Origin of the sequence: Flavobacterium sp. TR2 (assembly GCF_025252405.1) — a bacterium.
Classification (GTDB): Bacteria; Bacteroidota; Bacteroidia; order Flavobacteriales; family Flavobacteriaceae; genus Flavobacterium.
In genome coordinates this window covers 3,393,507-3,412,775 of sequence record NZ_CP104307.1, presented here as the reverse complement: position 1 = coordinate 3,412,775, position 19,269 = coordinate 3,393,507, and the positions used below count along the sequence as shown (strand labels likewise).

Here is a 19,269-nt window from a genome sequence, read left to right as displayed (position 1 = left end):
AATTTTTGGTTTGATATTCTTTAACGGCGCCTGATGGTGCCGTTTTAATTTTGCAGCTGTAATCTAAAACACTTTAAACAGATGAAAATAACAGCATTAGCGGCTATGTCTCTTTTAGTTATCGGACAAGCTTTTTCACAAAACAAAGAATCAATTCAAAATAAAAAGAAAATGAATACGACAGAAGAACATTATACATTTAAATTAAGCGATAAAGTAATCCGACAAAAAGTAACTTTTAAGAATCGTTACGGCATTACTCTTTCAGGTGATCTTTATCTTCCAAAAAACTCAGACAAAGCATTGCTTGCTGCAATAGCAATTAGCGGTCCTTTTGGGGCAGTTAAAGAACAATCATCAGGTTTATACGCCAATCAAATGGCGGAACGCGGATTTGCTGCATTGGCTTTTGATCCGTCTTATACGGGAGAAAGCAGTGGCGAACCTCGTAATTTAGCATCATCTGATATCAATACGGAAGATTTTAGTGCTGCAGTTGACTTTTTAGGTCTTCAAAAAAACATTAATAGAGAAAAAATCGGAATTATAGGCATCTGCGGATTTGGAGGTTTTGCTTTAAATGCAGCAACTGTCGATAAACGTATAAAAGCTGTTGTTACAACAAGCATGTATGATATACCGCGCGCAGCATCAAAAGGATATTATGACAAGGTTACCTTAGAAGAACGCACTAAAACTTTGGAAAAAATAAGCCAGCAACGTTGGACAGATGCTGAAAATGGAAAACCAGCATACGGACAATGTCCAAACCCAGACAAGCTAAATGGTGATGAGCCTGAATTTATTAAAGGCTATTTTGACTATTATAAAACGCCTAGAGGGTTTCATACACGTTCAATTAATTCAAATGGAGCTTGGACTGTGACAAATGGATTTTCTTTGATGAATATGCCCATTCTATCTTACATTAAAGAAATCAGCCCAAGACCTATATTGATTATCGCGGGAGAAAATGCACATTCGAGATATTTTAGCGAGGATATTTTTAAGGCAGCAGCCGAACCTAAAGAATTAATGATTATACCAAATGCCGTACACGTTGATTTGTATGACCGATTGGATAAAATTCCGTTTGAAAAACTACAGTCTTTCTTTCTAGATAATTTAAAATAATTTTTTATTCATGAATTCAAACGAAATTACAGAAGATATTTTTGAGAGGCTTCTAAAAGGCGAAACAATAACGCCAAAGGATCCACAAGCTCAACGCCTTCAAGAATCTTCTTATGCAACAAAACAGTTGCTGGTGAAGATGAACAACTCTAGTGATCCTTCTGAAATCAGAGCTCTATTAAGTGAGATTACAGGAAGTATTATTGACGAAAGCACCTCTGTATTTACGCCTTCTTACATTAATTACGGAAAAAACATCAAAATAGGAAAAAACGTTTTTATCAATTTCAATTGTACCCTTTTGGATTTGGGAGGAATCATTATTGAAGACAATGTTTTAATAGCGCCAAACGTAAGTCTGCTATCAGAAGCACATCCTTCAGAACCTGAAAATAGACATTCACTTGTACCCGGTCTTGTGCACATCAAAAAAAATGTATGGATTGGAGCAAATGCAACTATTCTTCCAGGTGTTACAATTGGAGAAAATTCTATTGTAGCTTCTGGTGCAGTCGTTACAAAAGATGTTTCTGATAATACCATCGTTGGCGGGATACCGGCAAAGACTATCAAAACCCTTTAACCAAACAAAATCAGCAAGTTATAGTAAAAAGAGGAAATAAATGAAAAAATTAATCATTATATTCACAGTAATTTTAACTGCATGTAATTCTAAAAAAATATTATGAATTCAACAGAAATATTTCCAAAAGGAGAACCGCTTCCTAAAGATTGGTTTACAGGCAATGCTTTTTTAAAGCCCTTAATTGCAAGAGATGCAAACAATGAATTCTCAGCAGGCAGCGTAACTTTCGAGCCTGGCGCGAGAACAAACTGGCATACGCATCCAAAAGGTCAGGTTTTATTGGTCATTGAAGGCCAAGGACTTTATCAAGAAAAGGACAAACCTGCTCAAATAATTCAAAAAGGTGACGTTGTGAATATTCCCGAAAATGTAGAACATTGGCATGGCGCGAGCGCAGAGACCAAAATGGTTCATGTTGCAATCACTAATTTTAAGGAAGATACTCAAGTCACTTGGCTTAGCCCAGTTACTGATGAAGAATACGATTCAGCAACCAGGGAATAATTTAATTCTTAGAGCCAAAGAAAGACAACTCTACCTTAAGTATAAAAATCTTTTCAAATCCTCCATATTATTTGTAAAATTGTATATTAGTTTATTGCCATAAACTTTTTTAGTTTTTTATGTTTTTTTACATCAATCCCCAACAGGACATCTAAACCAAATTTACAAAGCCAATGGAAGACAGACATTACATATAGTACGCCAATTTCTTCAAATCATCCAAAAATGATGTTGAAATTTGTCCTGTCGATCACTTAAGGAGACAACTAGCAATTAGTTGTCTCTTTTTTACGCTCTAATGTATAGATTTTTCAAGCCTTTACAGCCTAACATTTACGGTTCGATTTTTCACAAGAAATTCTTAGTCTGTTTGAAATAAACAGTCTTAAAGTGGCGCTATCGGAGATTTAATCGAAGCTGAACGATGGTTCAAAATCCCGCTAAGGATATAGGATTTTTTTCTCTTTTGGTTTATCGTAATTTTTTGATATTAAATATTGTCGTTCAACTGAAGTTAAAAATTGGTTTATTTCTTGTTTTAATTGCTGCTCATCTACAACTAAAAATTGGTTATTCCTACTCTGTTCTTATTGTTTTTAAGTATTCCTCGGGCCCCAGCCCTAAATGCCGCTTAAATGACCTGTAACTTGTAGTCCTGCAGGTAAATCCTGAAGCTTCCGTCATCATTTTGACTGTAAAGCCATTCCATTCGGATGTAAGTACTTTTTCTTTGAAATATCTTATTCGCATCAAATTTATGTAATCATTAAAATTATACCCAGCTTGCGAATTAATTAAATATGAAAGCGCGTTGCGATGAATTCCCGTTTCCAAAGACAGCTGGTCGAGTGAAAAGCCGGCCTGCAAAAAAAGTTTCTTTAAAATTACAGCTTTATTTACGGCATCCAAAGATACTCCATCTAATGTTTTACTGTTTTTCATAGCCTAAAGCGCAATTATCCAACAAGCGGACCATACCGACTGCCAGTTGCTATATATTATTTTTTGGATGTCACACAGTTCTGACTTATTGAAGCCCTATTATTATTTTCCTGAATTCTATTGCACAATCCTAATTTTCAATCCAATTTCAAATTCTTATCGTGCTATCAAAAAATGACTTGAAATTGTAAAATAGCCTGCCAATTTCCGATTAAATCTGGTCTCACTACATTATAAAAAGCTTGAGCGCCTGCAGAATAAAAAAGTTTGCTTTTTTGTCCTATTTGGAATGTTTTTCCTGGGCCTCCGCCAATGGGAACCAGCCATTTATCATTGTCTGATGCCAGCCAGTTGACTTCAACCGTAGCATTGCTTTCAATAAACCATCCTTTAGAAAAGTTATAATAAGCGATATATTGAATACTTCCTGAATTTACTTTATTTGCTTCATCACCTCCGAGCGACCAATAGTTTTGCGCTACAATTCCGCCTGAAAATTTATCTCCTGCTAGATACAATAAAGCAGTTGGCCCAATGCTCAATTGGTTGCTTCCCAAAGCTGGATTTGTTCGGGTAGGAATTTGCATTGCTGGCCCTATTCCCCAACTAAATTTTCCTTTTTTCTGAATGCTTGAAAAATAACCGTTAAACAATATATTTCCCATTCCTCCTTCATGTGTACCGCCAGGAGTTAAAGGCGGTACACTTTGAAAAGGAATAATGGTATACGTTATCAATTTTAGATTACTTCCCAATTTAAAAGGATAAACGGGTTGTATCGAGAATGAACTCGCTGTGCCATCTGCAACGGGCAATAAAACCTCCTGCAGAAAAACACTTCGCAAACCACTTACGGGATCTTGCCTTTTTTTGCTCATTTCTTCGATAGAAGTTTTTTCTGGTTCATTCTCTTGACTGAAAACCGGAAGCCAAAAGAAACTAAATAAAAAGATTAAAATATATGATTTTAAATTCATTGCTTATCATTTTATTAGTCATGTAGGTTTAACCAAACTATTCAAATTTTTCAAAATCGCCCGGCACCCACGAGTTATCCAGTGCTTTTTCGGTTGGGCCATATAAACGTAGAATAGCGAAATAGCCTTTACCCGGAACCGTTTTTAGCCAATTTTTAGTTTTGCCTTCCGGTGCTTTTGGACCAACGTATAAATCAGTAGAGCCGTCTGCATTTTGTACCGGTTTATCTTTTGAACCAAGTGATGGGAAAGGCTGACCATTAGCATAACCAGAAGCATTTTCTGCTTCGTAAAGTGTTAGCGACCAGAAATTAGCAGCCGGAACATTTGCAGGAAGTGTTACTTTGTATGTTGTAGAAGGATTAAGGTATTTGCCTTCTTTATCGCGGAAACCTACCACATATTTAGCACCTTTACCCGGTGTTTGCGATGCCATTCCAGGACTCCAAGAATAATAATCCGTAAAGAACCATATACGTGTATCAAGATCCATATATCCTCCTTCTTTACGTTTCCAGTCCAACTCTTTCGTAAAAGGCCCAGAAATATTATCGCGAGTAGCGCCAGTCATTGGATTTACCCATTGGCGATCAGGATACATTAAAAACGAACGTCCACTGACTTTGTTGCTCATACCTACTACACGACTCATTCTATAAGCGGCTTTGGCTGCTTTATCCAGAATATCCTTAGTATGCTGGTCAGGATTAAAAGGCTGTCCTTTTATTATACCCAATGAAGCCAACATTCCTAGCCAGTCTGCTGAACCAAGGTTTGCAGAATCTTCTGTATCAACAAGATGTTTTAATTGTTCGAATGCTGAAAAATCACGAGCAGGAAGCATATTTGCCTTTACACCCGAAGCATCCGGAAATTTCATTGGCAATGCACTGCTTTCTTTACCCAAAGGATAAATTTTAGATTTCTCTACCAAAGAAACTGCAGGTGTCAATTCGGTAGGCAATTCATAAAAAGAACGAAGGAAAATAAATAGATTATTAGTTTGCGAACGATACACAAAATAACCTGAAGGTACGGTTCCTTTGTAATTTGGTGGCAATATCAAAAATTTACCTCCTTTACCCGCATCTGGACCAAAAAAGCCAAGATCTCCGAAATATTTGCCTCCATCTACCGGAATTGGACGTTGCCAAAAATCCAGTAAAATTCCTTGCAACATTGGTGGTGCTTCAAAAACGATTGGTCCATCTTTACCCAGATCAACATAACTCATTGCATAAATAACATCAGAGTTTGGTGTTGTTACTAATGTATTAGCATCCAATCGTTTTTTCCATATTGGCAAAACATTATAGCCTGCACCAAAGGTTTTTTCTGAACCTTCTTTCATACTAATTGTATTGATTAAAGGCAAAGCCCAAAGATACGTTTGGCAAGCGCGTTGAAATAATAATTCATCTGCCAAAGTTTTTGCCTGTTCTTCTGTTGGACGGTTTTCTTCAAAAGACATATTGGCCAATTCATCAAACTTCGAACTTCCATTTGATGAAACTGTTTGCGTTTCTGTAGTTTTATTTTGTTTGCAGGCTACAAATAGTGCAATCAATAATACTGCTATTACAATTTTATTTTTCATAACGTAGTTTTGTTTTGTTCTTAAAAAACTCATGATAAATCATTAATAATCCTAAACAGAATATTAAGAAACCTTAAAACTTAAATCTTTGTAATAACTGGTGGCGTCCATGTGCCTTTGGTAACTCCTTCTTTTCCCCAATACGCGCGGATGTACAAAGAAAATGTTCCGTTAGGTGATGGAAGCCAATTGCTTTCTTTATCAGCTCCAGGAGATACTGAGCTTACGTAAATCGTTAAAGAACCATCTGCGTTCTTTTTAAGACCTTTATTTTTTGTACCTAATGAATATCGGTTTATTTTGTTTTTAGAGAATAAATGATGCTCATTGTACAAAGTCAGTGACCAAAATCCCTGTACAGGCGGTTCTTCTCCTTTTGCGAACGTTACCGTATAATTATTTTTGCCATCTAACTGCGATTTATCTGAAGCATTATCTGTGTAGTAATACTGTGTCTCATTTGGTCTGTTATCAAACATGTTTGATTTAGCAGTTGCAGCTCTGTTGTAGTAATCATAACTTCCTGAACCTTCCCAGTCTGCACTATAATACGAACGATTCCACCCGTTTCCTGCTGCTACTCCATTATTTTTCCAAAGAAAGAAACTATGAATGATACTTTCTTCTGTTTTTTGAGCTGTTTTAACAAGTGCTTCTTTTATTGCCGGATCTGATTTTGCTGCCGCCAATAATTCTTTAAGCTGTGCATATAATTCTTCTTCCCCTTTAAGCGGAGGCAAAATTTCCAGCACTTTACCTAATTCATTTTCATCAAAAAACTTTTCAGGAACAACCCATTTTGTTTCTTTACCATCAGAAGCTGGACCTTTTATAGATGGCAGATTTTTATATATAACAGTTTTCATTTTACCATCAAATTCAGCAACAGGATAAGCAACAATCTGATTTATGGTAGCCTGAATGGCTTGTTTGTCTTCTTTTGAGTCATTTTGGAATACTCTAGGGATAATATTTGCTAATGTTGTTGGACATTTCACAACATCTGTAATTCCTTTTGGTGCTTCGCCTTTCCAATTAGGTCCGGTTAAAAGATAAAATCCCGGTTTGGTGTCATAAGGTTTTCCCAATTGCCCAAACTGATTTGTTCTATGATCGTACATTGCATAAACCCAAAAACGGTCTCCAAAATCTGGAACTTGAACGACTACAGGCTGTGAATCTAAATCAAAAAATCCAAGACCATAAACCACATCCTGATTGGGACAGGTAACAAACGTTTCATCTGGAGTAATATAATCGTTAAGCATCGCCAATTGTCCCTGAGGAGCTACTGGCAAGACGCCATTTAAATAAGCTGGCTTAGGCGCTTGGGTTATGGCTGTGCGTCTGTTTAGCATATTTATCATTGGCCATGCCCAAACGTAGGCAAACTCTCCTAGTTTTTGTGCGTATTCTACGCTCATTTTCTCCTTTTTTGGAAGTACTAGAGAAAAATCACTGCCTGCTTCTGTATTTTTTATTTCTAAAGCGGCTGCAACTGTTGCTGCTTCCTCTGTTTTAACGATTTCCTCATCGGATTTTTTTTTGCATGAAGTCGTTACTCCAACTGCTAGCAAAAATAGCAGGGCTATTTGTAATAGTTTCTTTGTCATGATATGGTTTGATTAAATTATCCTTACATAGTTACAGTTTATTTGAAGCATAAATTTACAACTACGCGCTTTATAATATCAAATAAAAATGGTTGCAAATTATAATTTGCAACATCAAAATACATGCATACAAACTGAAACCTAATAAAAACACAGACTAATCATCTAACAAATTCACTTGAAAAGAGGCTAATTTCTTTAAATCATCCTTAAAGTCTTTTGCAAATTGTGAACTATACGTTACAAAGCCAGATAGTGCCAAGTGACGCCAATTGGAACCATTTTTTTTACTACTCTTACTAAATATGATAACTTCGAATCATTCTTGCTTTTATTTTTTTTCTTTAAAATAATGCTTTAGTAAGTAAACTAATGTGATGATTCTAGGTAATTTGTGCAAGTGGCACTTGCACAAATTCATTTTCTGACTATGCCAGCGGACTAATTGAGAAAAAGAGATGATAATTCACTAATAATAGTTTGCAGGAGTGTCAAAAAGTACACAACGACAATTCTTCTGACTGCAAAAGTTGGTAAATCATATAATATTGTAGAATTGTATATTAGTTTACTGCCATAAACTAATTTAGTTTTTATAATTTTTACATCAATCCCCAACAGGACATCTAAACCAAATTTACAAAGCCAATAAAAGACAGACACTACATATAAAAAGCCAATTTCTTCAAATCATCCAAAAATGATGTTGTAATTTGTCCTGTCCCCGTCACAACGCCAAATGGCGCCAATTGAAGACAATTGGCGCCATTTTTTTATTAAACATAATTGCTGATGGACTACAGCTGAAAATTGATTTATTCCTCACTAAAATAAAGCACAAAATGGCCCCGATAGCAGCGGACATCCTTTTTGCGCCGGGGTTCGGCGCAGAAGATTGAAGCGAATAGCGGGAAAAAGCTCCCAAAAAAACAAACCTAAAAAAACAAAAAATCAGCTTAAGAATTCCGCTTCAAAAAAACACCTGAAGCGCATCATTTATAGATATGCCCTATATGCCCGGCTCTGCCTGGTCTGCCTGGCCTTTGAATTCCAGTTTATTTTTATGACAGATCGATTTTGTATTTTTCTTCAATTGGTGAAGAAGATTTACCTGGTGCAAACTGCCCTATTTGGAATACTTTTTCAATAAATTCAATGCTCTGGTCCAATGACGTATTTTCGTCTTTTAAATGGCTTGCAAAATGGCCTATTAATTTTTGGATAATCCTCGAACTGATCAAATCCATCTGAACTTCATCAAAATTGATTGTTTTCTTCTTTTGAAAAGCAAACTCAGCCGACACAATATCATTCAGTTTGGTTTTTAATGCATGGATGGTCGGTGCGCTTTTTCGGCCGTTTACCCATGTATTCAGTTCTGATTTCAGATCCTCAATAATGGCTTCTGCAGCAGGAATATGCTGTTTTCTTCTTTCCAGCGTGTCATCGGCAATTTGAGATAAATGATCCAGATGTATTAAAGTTACACCGGGTATCTCTTCCACATCGGAATCTACATTGCACGGAATGGACAGGTCCAGAATTAATAAGGGTTTATGCAGGGCAAGCGATGTCTTGTCAATAGTGGGGCTTTGTGCTCCTGTAGCCACGACCAGCACATCTGTCCGTTGCAGTTCTTCTTTCAAATTGCAGTAATCCTTTACGATGACATTCAGTCTTCGCGCCAGTAATTCAGCTTTGTGTTTTGTTCTGTTTATAAGGGCAATATGGCTGTTTTTAGTATGCTTTAATAAATTTACGCATGTATTCCTGCCTATTTTTCCTGTTCCGAAAAGCAAAATATTTTTATTCCCGACATCTGCGACATTTTGGATTATATACTGCACCGATGCAAAAGAAACCGATGCAGCGCCGGAAGAAATTTTTGTCTCTGTCTTAACTTTTTTGCTTGCCTGGATTACAGTATTTACCAAACGTTCCAGAAATGTGTTTGCCAAACCTTTCTCTTTGCTGTGGTTAAAAGCAGTCTTAATCTGGCTGATGATTTCAAAATCACCCAGGATCTGGCTGTCTAAGCCTGTCCCTACCCGGAACATGTGGCTCACGGCTTCGTTATTTTTATAGATGTAGCCAGACTGCTGAAATTCCTCCACGCTGCCTTTTGTATGGCTGCAAAGCAGTTTTATCAATTCATAGGGATGAGAAGCCCAGCCATAGATTTCAGTCCTGTTGCAGGTGGAAATCACAAGTAATGACTCTATTCCTTCATCTTTAGCCTGCGCCAGCAGTTCAGTCTGTACTTTAGGGTCCAGGCTGAATTTTCCCCTGATCAGGGCATCTGCTTTTTTATAGCTTAATCCTAAGGCGTAAAAGGTCGTGTTTTGGGACAGCTTAAAATTTTCCATGGGATAACTTTAATTTAAGATTCGAAAATTTAGGGAAGTCTGCGTTATAACATCAATTCGCAATGATGTTTTTACAGGTATGCCGATAAACGGCTCCAAGGCAAAGCCGGTGGCAATCATTTCACTCCATGTATCATGATATGGCCAAAGATGGCATAAAAGAAATTTATACTGAAAAGAGGTTTCTTTAGGCAGGCATGCTCATTTTGGAATAAAAAAATGTTTAAAACAAAAACGCCGCCCGCAGAAAAAGGCGGCGTTTTTTTGGGAAGATTACTTATTTTTGGACGATAGGCGTTCTCAATGATTCCAAAACTGCCACAATATCCGTATAGAGTTCTGTGTTTGAGGCAACGCCGTTCGCATTGGCCGCCGCTCCCACATAACCTTCGAATTTTGTATAGTCCGCACTGCTGGATTTTGTTCCCATTCTAGGATTTGTCGCAGGGTTGTGCGCCGCCGCCATGCTCAGGCCCGAATACGTATTTACTGCATTGGTGCCTCCGGTGTTGAATGAAAAGAAATCAGTCAGGTTATCTGATAATTTTGCAATATTTGTAGCTTGGGTTGTTCCGGTTTCGGCCAAAAGGGGTGCAAAATGAGCCTGCAGGTTTCCTGATGCATTGGACTGGATATCGGCAACTATCAATCCGATGGTTGAATTGACCACTTTACGGAAGCTCAGGCGCCCCTGCTCGATCATCTGTCCCGAATTATCAGGATCTGCAACCATTTTAGTGCCTCCCAATCGCTCATATATGGATGCTTTTACAGGAGCCGGAGTCTCATCATCATTGCTGCAGGATGTAAAAACAGCTGCTGAAAAGAATAACACGCATAAGGCAATTTTAGAATAATTTTTCATAACAATTATATTTAAAGGGTTAATTAAAAAAATGATTGATCTTCTGGGACAACTTATAGCCCAGACTGTTTTGGTCCATAGGACAAACTTCTTTGGAAGCCAGATTTTCAGGCAGTATATAAGGCTGGGCATCATAATGCCTTTTGGCCATCAGCTGCGCATAGACCTTTTTCGAATTTGTGATTCTGTTATTATGGAAATAAACCACCACGTTTCTCTTGATAATGATGGAATCTGAGGTCAGCCCTTTAATGGATCTCAAATCAGCGCAAATCTGTATGGCCTGCGCAGAATCGATAGCTTCCTTGAAATCAATGCGGCTCACCTGCAGGTTTGGAGTGTCATAAACCGCAGGCTTGGCAGTAATGATATGGAAAAGAAGAATTGCCGAAAATAGGACCGCAATTCCCATTGCGATCCAAAGTGCTTTTTTGATGTACTTGTTGATTTTCATAAGTGATTTTTATAGCGGTTAGATTTAAGGTCATATACGGAAACTTTTTTAGGATGGTTTTAACAAGTAAAAAGAAAACTTTAGTTTAGAATTATTTTAAATAGTTTGAATCTTTTCCCCAGCATCAGCTATGATAAAAACAGCATCCCTCACGCTCTATTTTTTATACAGCCCGTAAAAGTCTTAATCTGAATTTGAATGGATAAAAAAAGTACTTCTTAAAATCTGTAAAATAAATTTTGACGTATATAGGTGAAAAGCATTCCTTGAGATGAAAATCATGTCTGCTTTGTAAACTAAAAAAACACGTTATGAAACTACAAAAAGCATGTGCCGTTTTATTAGCCGCCATAATCCTTGCAGGCTGCTCAAATGATGATTCCTCCGCTCCAATGAACACCACCGCGCCTGCCGGATCAGTAACATATGACAAGGATGTAAAATCAATTATTGACAATAATTGCATTGTCTGCCATGCAGCGGTTCCTACAAACGGTGCCCCTATATCTCTTGTCACATATGCCCAAGTCAAAGATGCTGTTTTAAAACGAAGCCTCATTATCCGAATTTCCCTGGAAAACGGCAATAGTGTGCTGATGCCTAAAGGAGGCCCAAGAATGCCCCAGGAAACTATAGATATAGTCAAGCAATGGGAAAAGGATGGATTATTTGAAAAATGATTTTATCTGCAGGCTTTTTCAAAAATAATGCAGTCCAGGGAAATTTAGGCGATACATCTCCATAAAAGCCCTGAACTGCTCCATTTGGGTCTGCGTAAAACAGACCGCATGTTTATCCTGCGCCTCAATCCTGTTCCATCTAGTGCCAGCCAGCATTTTCACGCAGTCAGGAAGACAGGCAGGCAAAAAAGGCAAGCCGGGTATAATTGAAAGAGCACTTCATAAGGCATTCTTTTTTTTGCATAAATCTCACACGGCAGTAGGAATCTTCCTTTTAATTTTGGGCTAACAAAGAACGATATACAATATAAATATAATTTCCTATTAAATTTAGAATCATTCTAATGGTATTATTCTCATATCCAAAAAGGATTTAAGTTAATTTTATTATGAATTTCAAGCCGGCTAAAATGAGCATTGCTGATAAAGACCATGTGCAGAGAGCCCTTACAGGCATAGATAAAAAAATAAACAGCGTAAAAACAATTTTGGAGGCACAGAAAAAACCTCTGAAGACCGTGACTGGGTAAAACTGCTAAATAAAAATTATGGAATCTGAGGTTCATTATATTAACAGAAGCGGCTGGCTCCGGGCGGCAGTACTTGGAGCCAATGATGGGATACTTTCAACCACCAGTCTTACGATTGGCGTCGCAGCGGCAAGCACAGCCAGAGAGCCTGTTCTGCTTGCTGCAGTTGCTGGACTGGTTGCAGGCGCGCTGTCCATGGCTGCCGGGGAATATGTATCGGTCAGTTCGCAATCAGATGTTGAATCAGCTGATCTCGAAAGGGAAAAATTGGCACTGCAGAATATGCCGCAAGAGGAACTTGAAGAATTAGCGGAGATTTATATACGAAGGGGGCTGAATGAAGAACTGGCTAGGCAGGTGGCCTCTGAATTGATGGCTCATGACGCCCTTGAAGCACATGCAAGGGATGAATTGGGGATCAACGAAATCACGCAGGCCAATCCTCTGGCAGCTGCGTTTGCATCGGCGGTATCTTTTATTATTGGAGGTTTTCTTCCCCTGCTGGTAGCAATTTTTGCCCCCATTAAAGACATGATTTTCTGCCAATATGCCTTTTCCATTCTTTTTCTGGCTTTCTCAGGGATTCTTGCCGCTAAGGCGGGAGGCTCAAATATCCTTAAATCAGTCCTTCGGATCTGCATCTGGGGTACTTTTGCTATGGCTGCCTCAGCCCTGGTCGGATATATTTTTGGAGTCCAGACTGCCTGAAACAAGAAAACAGGGCTTGTAACCGCTTAAAAATATTAATCCAATCTTAAGCGAGCCGCAAAAATAACAAACCATGCTTTTCGTTATTTCGTATATACAAAAAAAAGAAAAAGATGAAACTGATAACTATATTCCTTGCACTGACAATGACGCTTTCCATAAACTGGGAACCTGACTTTAATAATGCAAAAAAAACTGCAAAAGAAAAACACAAATTAATCCTCTTGAATTTCTCGGGTTCTGACTGGTGCGGGCCTTGTATCTTGACGAGAAGGGACTATCTGGAAAGCGCAGTTTTTACTGCTATGGCAAATGAAAATTTAGTATTGGTCAATGCTGATTTTCCCAGAAAAAAGAAAAATATTGGAACTCCGGAGCAAGTAAAGCGAAACGAGGATTTAGCAGAAATTTATAATAAGGAAGGAAGTTTTCCTCTTACGCTTCTTCTGGACGCGGATGGCAAAGAAATCAAAACCTGGCATGGAAAACCAGAAAAGACTCCTGATGAGTGGACAGCCGAAATAAAAGCGATCTGTGAGAGCCGAAAATAACATATCTGAAAATCAAAAATATTCCGAGTCCCTAAAACTCATGGGCAACAGCTTTACCATTACGGTTGTCGCCCATAATGAGAAAACAGGAAATGAGAATATCAACCTGGCCATTGAAGAAATCAAGCGGATTGAAAAACTTCTGACTACTTACAAAGAAGACAGCCAGACCAATCTGATCAATCAAAATGCTGGAATCAAACCTGTCAAAGTAGATCTGGAAGTTTTTAATCTTATCGAAAGATCGATAGGGATTTCTAGAATTACACAAGGTGCATTTGATATTTCCTACGGAAGCATCGACAAAAGCCTTTGGAATTTTGATAAAACAATGACCAGCCTTCCTGATTCGCTCACAGCAAAAAAGATGGTGCATCTTATTGATTACAGAAACATAATTCTGGACAAAGAAAATACAACTGTATTCTTGAAAGAAAAAGGAATGCGGATTGGTTTTGGAGGTATCGGAAAAGGTTATGCCGCCGAAATGGCAAAAAAAGTGCTGCTTAAAAATAATGTCCAGAGCGGGATTATTAATGCAAGCGGAGATCTTTCGGCTTGGGGGCTGCAACCAGACGGCCGGAAATGGACCATCGGCGTGGCAGATCCCGATTCGCCAAACGCAGCATTCTCTTATATGGAAATCTCCAATAAAGCAGTGGCAACCTCTGGAAATTATGAAAAGTTCGTAACAATTAACGGCAAAAAGTATTCTCACACTATTGACCCGAAAACAGGACTGCCGATAAGCGGAATAAAAAGTGTGACCATCATAGCTTCAAATGCAGAATTTGCCGATGCAATGGCGACTCCAATTGCGGTGATGGGCATTAAAGCCGGCCTGTTTTTAATAGATCAGATACCGGATCTCTACTGCATCATCATAGACGACAACAATAAAATTTACAATTCAAAAAACATTAACCTGAAATGAAAAAGCCTAAGCAAAAAAATCTCGTGCTACTATGCAGTATTGCTTTAATGGGCATACTGTCCGCGTCCTGTACTTCGGTAAAGGAATATCAGAAAGGAAAAATCAATGATTCTGAAATGGTACTTTCTAATAGGAAAATCGAAAAGACAGAACTCAGTTTTCAATCCTACCGTGAAGGAGCTTCCGGGGCAAATTCAGGAAAAAGCGGCGGTGGCTGCGGCTGTAACTAATTTTCACACAATCAAAAAAAAATGAAAAGAATATTCATTACAGGATTTGCCTTACTCGCTCTATTTCAGACAAGAGCACAAAATGTCCCTGCTGATTCTACGGGTTATAAAAGCAAAAAATTAAAATTGGAAGAGGTAAATCTGGTTTCCAGTTATTATAAACAGGACGGAAATAATTCGGCTGTTACCGGTGGAATTGGCTCTGAACACCTTACTGATATCGCCAATACTATTGATGTTAGACTTGTAAAATATGGTGAAACTGGAATAAAACATACCTTTGATATCGAGGCAGGTATTGACCATTATACTTCTGCATCATCAGATATGATCGATTTGAGCGCAAATTCGTCTGCTTCATCTTCAGACAACCGCTTCTACCCTTCCCTGACTTATCTGAGGGAAAATGAAGAAAAAGGAAGAACGCTTGGAATCGGCATTTCATCATCTACCGAATTTGATTATCAGTCCTTTGGAGGAAACATCAGCTTTTCCCAAAAAACAAAAGACAGGAATGGTGAATTTACTGCTAAATTCCAGACATTCATCGATCAATTGAAACTGATTATGCCAGTAGAACTCAGACCGCCTGGCCAGGAAGGCTACGATAGCGCCAACCGTAATACTTTTGCAGGAACTTTGAGTTATTCTCAGGTTATAAATAAAGATCTTCAGGTCATACTTGTTGGGGATGTTATCAGCCAGAACGGCTATTTAAGTCTTCCTTTTCACAGGGTTTATTTCCAAGATGGTTCTGTTCATCAGGAAAAAATGCCCGATACACGACTTAAAATCCCACTAGGGATCAGAGCCAGTTATTTTATGGGAGACAATGTAATTATCCGTGCCTATTATAGATATTATACTGACGACTGGAGCTTAAAAGCGCATACAGCCGATCTTGAAATTCCGGTGAAATTAACTCAGGCTTTCTCCCTGAGTCCTTTTTACAGGTATTACACCCAGAGCGGAACGAAATATTTCAAACCATACGGGGAACATACTGCAGCTGATGAATACTACACCAGCAACTATGATTTGTCTAAGTTTGACAGCAGTTTTTTCGGAATGGGAATGAAATTTACCCCGCTTAACGGAATTTTTGGCCTTAAGCACTGGAATACCTTAGAGATACGTTACGGGCATTATACCCGAACCACCAATATGACTTCGGATATTATCTCCATTAATATAAAATATAAATAGTCAAAGTTAAAAAACGCCAGCATCAAGTAAAATTCCTGTCCTAAACAAATTTTGATATTTATTTAGTACAAAGATTTATATAATTTTAAATATTATTTGAATCAAACTCTTGTAATAATAAATCAAATAATCTTATGGATTTTAATCTAATAAATATTCTTTAAAGATTCAATTATATTTAAATAACCTTTTTAACTTTTAACCTCTACGATACATACAAACCGCTTTTAAGTGAAAATACAAAATAATTATCTTACAAATTCACTTAAAAATAAGCCAATTTCTTTAAATCATTCATAAAATGGTTTGTAAATTGTTCAGTGAGGTCACTTAAGGAGACAACTAGCAATTAGTTGTCTCTTTTTTTATACCCTAATGTGTAGATTTTTCAAGCCTTCGCAGCCTAATAATTGTGGTTCGATTTTTTCACAAGAAATTCTTAGTCTGTTTGAAATAAACAGTCTTAAAGTGGCACTATTAGAGATTTAATCGAAGCTGAACGATAGTTCGAAATCCCGTTAAGGATATAGGATTTTTTTCTCTTTTGGTTTATCGTAATTTTTTGATACTAAATACAGTAATTCCAAAATAATTTTAGCTTCCTTCTCATCTACCTGAATGCCGTTTTTAGAAAGAATAATAACGGCTTTCTCTACTGAAACATTCTTCTCAATGAAATTCATTTTTTCTATTGTTTTTTCGGTTTCTTTTTTTTGATAATATTTTTAAAAATGCTTGATTTAAGCCTAAAGATAGATCTCCTGTTTTAAAATTAATTTCCGTCGGTGGAATAAGATTTACAAGATGTCTTTTATCTGAAGCCTCAAATTCAGAAAATCTTTGAAAGATTTCAACTAATGCTTTTTCTTCTATTTGATTTTTTCTATCAATCCCTTTTAATTTAACGGCAATATCATGCACTTCCTTTTTAAGATTTTTAGTGCTGACTTGATTCTCTTTTCTTAATTGGTTGTAGTCATCAATTTTTAATATTCCAGCTATAAATAATTTTCTGCCTCGAGAAAGGGTTAGCTCCTCCTCATTTATTTTCCTCTCCAATACCTTTTGGGTACATAAATAACTTGCTTTCTGTGTTTTTATATTCTGATCTTCCAAAACTTTTTTAAATAATTCAACTGCATTCTTTGAGAGCATTAATTGTCGAAGCTTGTTATAATAACAGTCATTAAGGAATAATGCATTTATTCTTGTTCTACATCCATTATGACAATGATAATATGGATAGTTTTTTGATCTGCCTTTTGAAACACTTCCGCAAAGTTTTCGATTACAAACAGGGTATATTAAAAAACTTCTAAGAAAAAATAATGATTGTAAATCATCTTTCTTGGCAGTAATTCTTCTTCTTGTATTAATAACGGACTGAACCTGATTAAACAATGACTCAGAAATCAATGGCTCGTGTAATGCTTTTACCACTCCCTCATTACCAGAGTCAAGTGTTACCGGTATAAGCCCGCAATAAACAGGATTATGTAAAATCCTGAAAAAGTGTGATCTTGAGCATACTAATCCTTTATCATTGACTATTTTAATGATTTTGGATATTTTATGATCGTTCCTCGCAACTTGATAAAAGGCCCATTTTATAATTTCGGCTTCTGGCTCTTTAGGAGCAATGCCTTTCCTACCATCCATCATTGTCAAATTGATAAATCCTAATGGTGCCTTACTGGGATGTCTGCCCATCAGCTTCGCCCGACGAATACCATTTGAAGTGTTTTGAGCTCTCCGTGTATTTTCTGCTTTCGGGACAGCCAAATATACAGCCAGCATAACTGTGCTTTCAGGTACAGAGAAATCGATTGGCTGATCAATAGCCTTTGCAGTTGCTTTGCATTTCCGGAGCTTCCCAATCATTTCGTACGCATACTCAACATTACGACTGAATCGATCCCATTTGATAAATAATATATTTTTGTCTTCTCCTGAGGATTTCTTTTTGATTTCTGAAAACAATCGATTCCATTCCGGTCTATTGAAATTCTTTGCAGAGTAATCTTCGCGATAAATTCCTTTGACCTCGATATCATAATATTTCAATAACCTGTCCTCCTGCTCCGGCAAAGAGTAACCTTTTCTTTTTTGTTCGTCCGTACTTACACGAACGTATAAATAGGCTGACTTCATATGATTAATGTATTTGTTAGATTTACTATTTTTTAAACAAATGAAATGATTAATTAAAAGAGAATTCGATGGAGTATTAAATAAAACGTTATCAACTTACTCTATATTTTACAAAATAGTAATTGAAAATATTTTCCTCAAAGATTGTATTTAACACAATCTTTTAAAACAGGTATTTATACTTACATAGGGTTTCTATATAGTTGTATTTTTGAGATGTAAAAATCTAAATTTCAAGATTATTTAAAAATAATAATTTTATGATTACGGTTTTACGTAATAAAGAAAAATACTATTTAAATATATTTGTTTAAACGCAATTATTAACTAACTATATAAAGTATGCTATTTTCAGAATATCAAAACCAAGCTAAAAATACCATCCAAGATTATGTGAAAGGAAAAGAAGTTAATAATATAGTCCCCTTTTTAGGACTTATTGGTGAAGCTGGATCTGTTATTACAGAATTGAAAAAGAATTTAAGAGATGGGAATGCCTATATAAATTACACAAATAAGCTAAAAGAAGAATTGGGTGACGTTCTTTGGTATATATCTACAATAGCTACTGAAAATAATCTAAATCTAGAGGAGGTAGCTAAAGAAAATCTAAAAAAAATAAAAGATCGTTTTGATTCGGAACAACCAGAAAATTTTATAGTTTATGATGAAAATTATCCTAAATCAGAACAATTTCCGAGAGAATTTGAAGTAGAGTTTAAGATTGTTAATGAAGCTGGAAAGGAAAAAGTAAGGATAATCAATAATACTACTAAAAAACAGCTAGGCGATGATATCACAGACAATTCTCATAAAAAAGACGGATATAGATTTCACGATATATTTCATCTAGGTTATGTTGCCTATCTAGGGTGGTCTCCTGTGATAAGAAAATTAATGGAAATAAAAAGAAAAAGTGATAATGCTACAGATGAAGTGGAAGATGGTGCTAGAGCAGCTATCACAGAGGAATTAGTTAGCTTATATATCTATAATTATGCAGTAGATCATCAATTGTTTAAGTATAGCAACAGTGTAGATACTGAAGTTTTAAAAACAATTAAAAAGCTGGTTAGTGGTATTGAAGTAGAAAACTGTACGCAAAAACAGTGGGAAACAGCAATTATAAATTCGTATAAGGTTTTTGATGAATTGAAGAACAACAAAGGAGGCCGAGTTTTAGTCAGTATTAAAAATAAAAAGCTGACTTATTTAGGTAAAAACTAATGTTCGAATTATAA

Annotated in this window: 19 protein-coding genes; 10 read left to right on the top strand and 9 right to left on the bottom strand. The window is 36.7% G+C overall.

Features of this window, described 5'->3' with window-relative positions; all coding sequences use genetic code 11:
- Window positions 1-81 precede the first annotated feature (81 nt).
- The 3 genes from N4T20_RS14935 to N4T20_RS14925 all read left to right on the top strand — a co-directional run bounded on the left by N4T20_RS14935 (window position 82) and on the right by N4T20_RS14925 (window position 2,224).
- Window positions 82-1,134, top strand: a complete 1,053-nt coding sequence (locus N4T20_RS14935; RefSeq protein WP_260669933.1) for an alpha/beta hydrolase — start codon at window positions 82-84, stop codon at window positions 1,132-1,134.
- A 10-nt stretch (window positions 1,135-1,144) separates the two neighbouring features.
- Entirely contained in the window at window positions 1,145-1,717 is a 573-nt protein-coding gene (locus N4T20_RS14930; RefSeq protein WP_260669932.1) for a sugar O-acetyltransferase, read from the top strand.
- Window positions 1,718-1,819: 102 nt separating this feature from the next.
- Window positions 1,820-2,224, top strand: coding sequence for a cupin domain-containing protein (locus tag N4T20_RS14925; protein ID WP_260669931.1), 405 nt, complete (start codon window positions 1,820-1,822; stop codon window positions 2,222-2,224).
- A gap of 576 nt (window positions 2,225-2,800) precedes the next feature.
- Here the strand turns inward: N4T20_RS14925 and N4T20_RS14920 are convergent.
- The 7 genes from N4T20_RS14920 to N4T20_RS14890 form a co-directional block, all read right to left on the bottom strand.
- On the bottom strand, window positions 2,801-3,166 hold the full coding sequence (locus N4T20_RS14920; protein ID WP_260669930.1) for an AraC family transcriptional regulator: 366 nt from the start codon (window positions 3,164-3,166) through the stop codon (window positions 2,801-2,803).
- A 167-nt stretch (window positions 3,167-3,333) separates the two neighbouring features.
- The gene (locus N4T20_RS14915; RefSeq protein WP_260669929.1) at window positions 3,334-4,143 is read right to left on the bottom strand and encodes a hypothetical protein; all 810 of its coding nucleotides are present in this window, start codon (window positions 4,141-4,143) and stop codon (window positions 3,334-3,336) included.
- Between the two features lie 37 nt (window positions 4,144-4,180).
- A complete protein-coding gene (locus N4T20_RS14910; RefSeq protein ID WP_260669928.1) occupies window positions 4,181-5,740 on the bottom strand; it encodes a DUF1254 domain-containing protein in 1,560 nt (519 codons plus the stop codon).
- Between the two features lie 80 nt (window positions 5,741-5,820).
- Window positions 5,821-7,353 carry a DUF1254 domain-containing protein gene (locus N4T20_RS14905; RefSeq protein WP_260669927.1) on the bottom strand — a complete coding sequence of 511 codons (1,533 nt, stop codon included), beginning with the start codon at window positions 7,351-7,353 and terminating at the stop codon, window positions 5,821-5,823.
- Between the two features lie 1,061 nt (window positions 7,354-8,414).
- A complete protein-coding gene (hemA, locus tag N4T20_RS14900; RefSeq protein ID WP_260669926.1) occupies window positions 8,415-9,719 on the bottom strand; it encodes a glutamyl-tRNA reductase in 1,305 nt (434 codons plus the stop codon).
- Between the two features lie 277 nt (window positions 9,720-9,996).
- Window positions 9,997-10,584, bottom strand: coding sequence for a hypothetical protein (locus N4T20_RS14895; RefSeq protein ID WP_260669925.1), 588 nt, complete (start codon window positions 10,582-10,584; stop codon window positions 9,997-9,999).
- 19 nt (window positions 10,585-10,603) lie between these two features.
- Window positions 10,604-11,038, bottom strand: coding sequence for a hypothetical protein (locus tag N4T20_RS14890; RefSeq protein ID WP_260669924.1), 435 nt, complete (start codon window positions 11,036-11,038; stop codon window positions 10,604-10,606).
- Between the two features lie 311 nt (window positions 11,039-11,349).
- On the opposite strand from N4T20_RS14890, the gene N4T20_RS14885 reads away from it, so the two are divergent.
- The 6 genes from N4T20_RS14885 (at window position 11,350) to N4T20_RS14860 (ending at window position 15,877) form a co-directional block, all read left to right on the top strand.
- The gene (locus tag N4T20_RS14885; RefSeq protein ID WP_260669923.1) at window positions 11,350-11,718 is read left to right on the top strand and encodes a hypothetical protein; all 369 of its coding nucleotides are present in this window, start codon (window positions 11,350-11,352) and stop codon (window positions 11,716-11,718) included.
- A gap of 548 nt (window positions 11,719-12,266) precedes the next feature.
- On the top strand, window positions 12,267-12,956 hold the full coding sequence (locus tag N4T20_RS14880; RefSeq protein WP_129748776.1) for a VIT family protein: 690 nt from the start codon (window positions 12,267-12,269) through the stop codon (window positions 12,954-12,956).
- Between the two features lie 113 nt (window positions 12,957-13,069).
- On the top strand, window positions 13,070-13,507 hold the full coding sequence (locus N4T20_RS14875; RefSeq protein ID WP_260669922.1) for a thioredoxin family protein: 438 nt from the start codon (window positions 13,070-13,072) through the stop codon (window positions 13,505-13,507).
- 40 nt (window positions 13,508-13,547) lie between these two features.
- The gene (locus N4T20_RS14870; protein WP_260669921.1) at window positions 13,548-14,441 is read left to right on the top strand and encodes an FAD:protein FMN transferase; all 894 of its coding nucleotides are present in this window, start codon (window positions 13,548-13,550) and stop codon (window positions 14,439-14,441) included.
- On the top strand, window positions 14,438-14,671 hold the full coding sequence (locus tag N4T20_RS14865; protein ID WP_260669920.1) for a DUF4266 domain-containing protein: 234 nt from the start codon (window positions 14,438-14,440) through the stop codon (window positions 14,669-14,671). The genes N4T20_RS14870 and N4T20_RS14865 overlap by 4 nt, the downstream gene beginning before the upstream one ends.
- Window positions 14,672-14,692: 21 nt before the next feature.
- Complete coding sequence (locus N4T20_RS14860) at window positions 14,693-15,877, top strand: DUF3570 domain-containing protein (protein WP_260669919.1); 1,185 nt, start codon at window positions 14,693-14,695, stop codon at window positions 15,875-15,877.
- Window positions 15,878-16,395: 518 nt separating this feature from the next.
- On the opposite strand, the gene N4T20_RS14855 is transcribed toward N4T20_RS14860, so the two are convergent.
- Entirely contained in the window at window positions 16,396-16,560 is a 165-nt protein-coding gene (locus tag N4T20_RS14855) for a hypothetical protein (protein ID WP_025572058.1), read from the bottom strand.
- Window positions 16,547-18,028 (bottom strand): recombinase family protein, encoded by a 1,482-nt coding sequence (locus N4T20_RS14850; protein WP_260669918.1) that lies wholly within the window; start codon window positions 18,026-18,028, stop codon window positions 16,547-16,549. The genes N4T20_RS14855 and N4T20_RS14850 overlap by 14 nt, the downstream gene beginning before the upstream one ends.
- Before the next feature lie 342 nt (window positions 18,029-18,370).
- Between N4T20_RS14850 and N4T20_RS14845 the strand changes: the two genes are divergently transcribed.
- Window positions 18,371-19,255: a nucleoside triphosphate pyrophosphohydrolase family protein gene (locus tag N4T20_RS14845; protein WP_260669917.1), complete on the top strand. Its 885-nt coding sequence runs from the start codon at window positions 18,371-18,373 to the stop codon at window positions 19,253-19,255.
- Window positions 19,256-19,269: the final 14 nt, after the last annotated feature.

Excerpts from the sequence above, each read along its gene's own strand:
- N4T20_RS14935 (WP_260669933.1), top strand. The coding sequence starts at position 82 with ATGAAAATAACAGCATTAGCGGCTATGTCTCTTTTAGTTATCGGACAA.
- N4T20_RS14930 (WP_260669932.1), top strand. The coding sequence starts at position 1,145 with ATGAATTCAAACGAAATTACAGAAGATATTTTTGAGAGGCTTCTAAAA.
- N4T20_RS14925 (WP_260669931.1), top strand. The coding sequence starts at position 1,820 with ATGAATTCAACAGAAATATTTCCAAAAGGAGAACCGCTTCCTAAAGAT.
- N4T20_RS14920 (WP_260669930.1), bottom strand. The coding sequence starts at position 3,166 with ATGAAAAACAGTAAAACATTAGATGGAGTATCTTTGGATGCCGTAAAT.
- N4T20_RS14915 (WP_260669929.1), bottom strand. The coding sequence starts at position 4,143 with ATGAATTTAAAATCATATATTTTAATCTTTTTATTTAGTTTCTTTTGG.
- N4T20_RS14910 (WP_260669928.1), bottom strand. The coding sequence starts at position 5,740 with ATGAAAAATAAAATTGTAATAGCAGTATTATTGATTGCACTATTTGTA.
- N4T20_RS14905 (WP_260669927.1), bottom strand. The coding sequence starts at position 7,353 with ATGACAAAGAAACTATTACAAATAGCCCTGCTATTTTTGCTAGCAGTT.
- hemA (WP_260669926.1), bottom strand. The coding sequence starts at position 9,719 with ATGGAAAATTTTAAGCTGTCCCAAAACACGACCTTTTACGCCTTAGGA.
- N4T20_RS14895 (WP_260669925.1), bottom strand. The coding sequence starts at position 10,584 with ATGAAAAATTATTCTAAAATTGCCTTATGCGTGTTATTCTTTTCAGCA.
- N4T20_RS14890 (WP_260669924.1), bottom strand. The coding sequence starts at position 11,038 with ATGAAAATCAACAAGTACATCAAAAAAGCACTTTGGATCGCAATGGGA.
- N4T20_RS14885 (WP_260669923.1), top strand. The coding sequence starts at position 11,350 with ATGAAACTACAAAAAGCATGTGCCGTTTTATTAGCCGCCATAATCCTT.
- N4T20_RS14880 (WP_129748776.1), top strand. The coding sequence starts at position 12,267 with ATGGAATCTGAGGTTCATTATATTAACAGAAGCGGCTGGCTCCGGGCG.
- N4T20_RS14875 (WP_260669922.1), top strand. The coding sequence starts at position 13,070 with ATGAAACTGATAACTATATTCCTTGCACTGACAATGACGCTTTCCATA.
- N4T20_RS14870 (WP_260669921.1), top strand. The coding sequence starts at position 13,548 with ATGGGCAACAGCTTTACCATTACGGTTGTCGCCCATAATGAGAAAACA.
- N4T20_RS14865 (WP_260669920.1), top strand. The coding sequence starts at position 14,438 with ATGAAAAAGCCTAAGCAAAAAAATCTCGTGCTACTATGCAGTATTGCT.
- N4T20_RS14860 (WP_260669919.1), top strand. The coding sequence starts at position 14,693 with ATGAAAAGAATATTCATTACAGGATTTGCCTTACTCGCTCTATTTCAG.
- N4T20_RS14855 (WP_025572058.1), bottom strand. The coding sequence starts at position 16,560 with ATGAATTTCATTGAGAAGAATGTTTCAGTAGAGAAAGCCGTTATTATT.
- N4T20_RS14850 (WP_260669918.1), bottom strand. The coding sequence starts at position 18,028 with ATGAAGTCAGCCTATTTATACGTTCGTGTAAGTACGGACGAACAAAAA.
- N4T20_RS14845 (WP_260669917.1), top strand. The coding sequence starts at position 18,371 with ATGCTATTTTCAGAATATCAAAACCAAGCTAAAAATACCATCCAAGAT.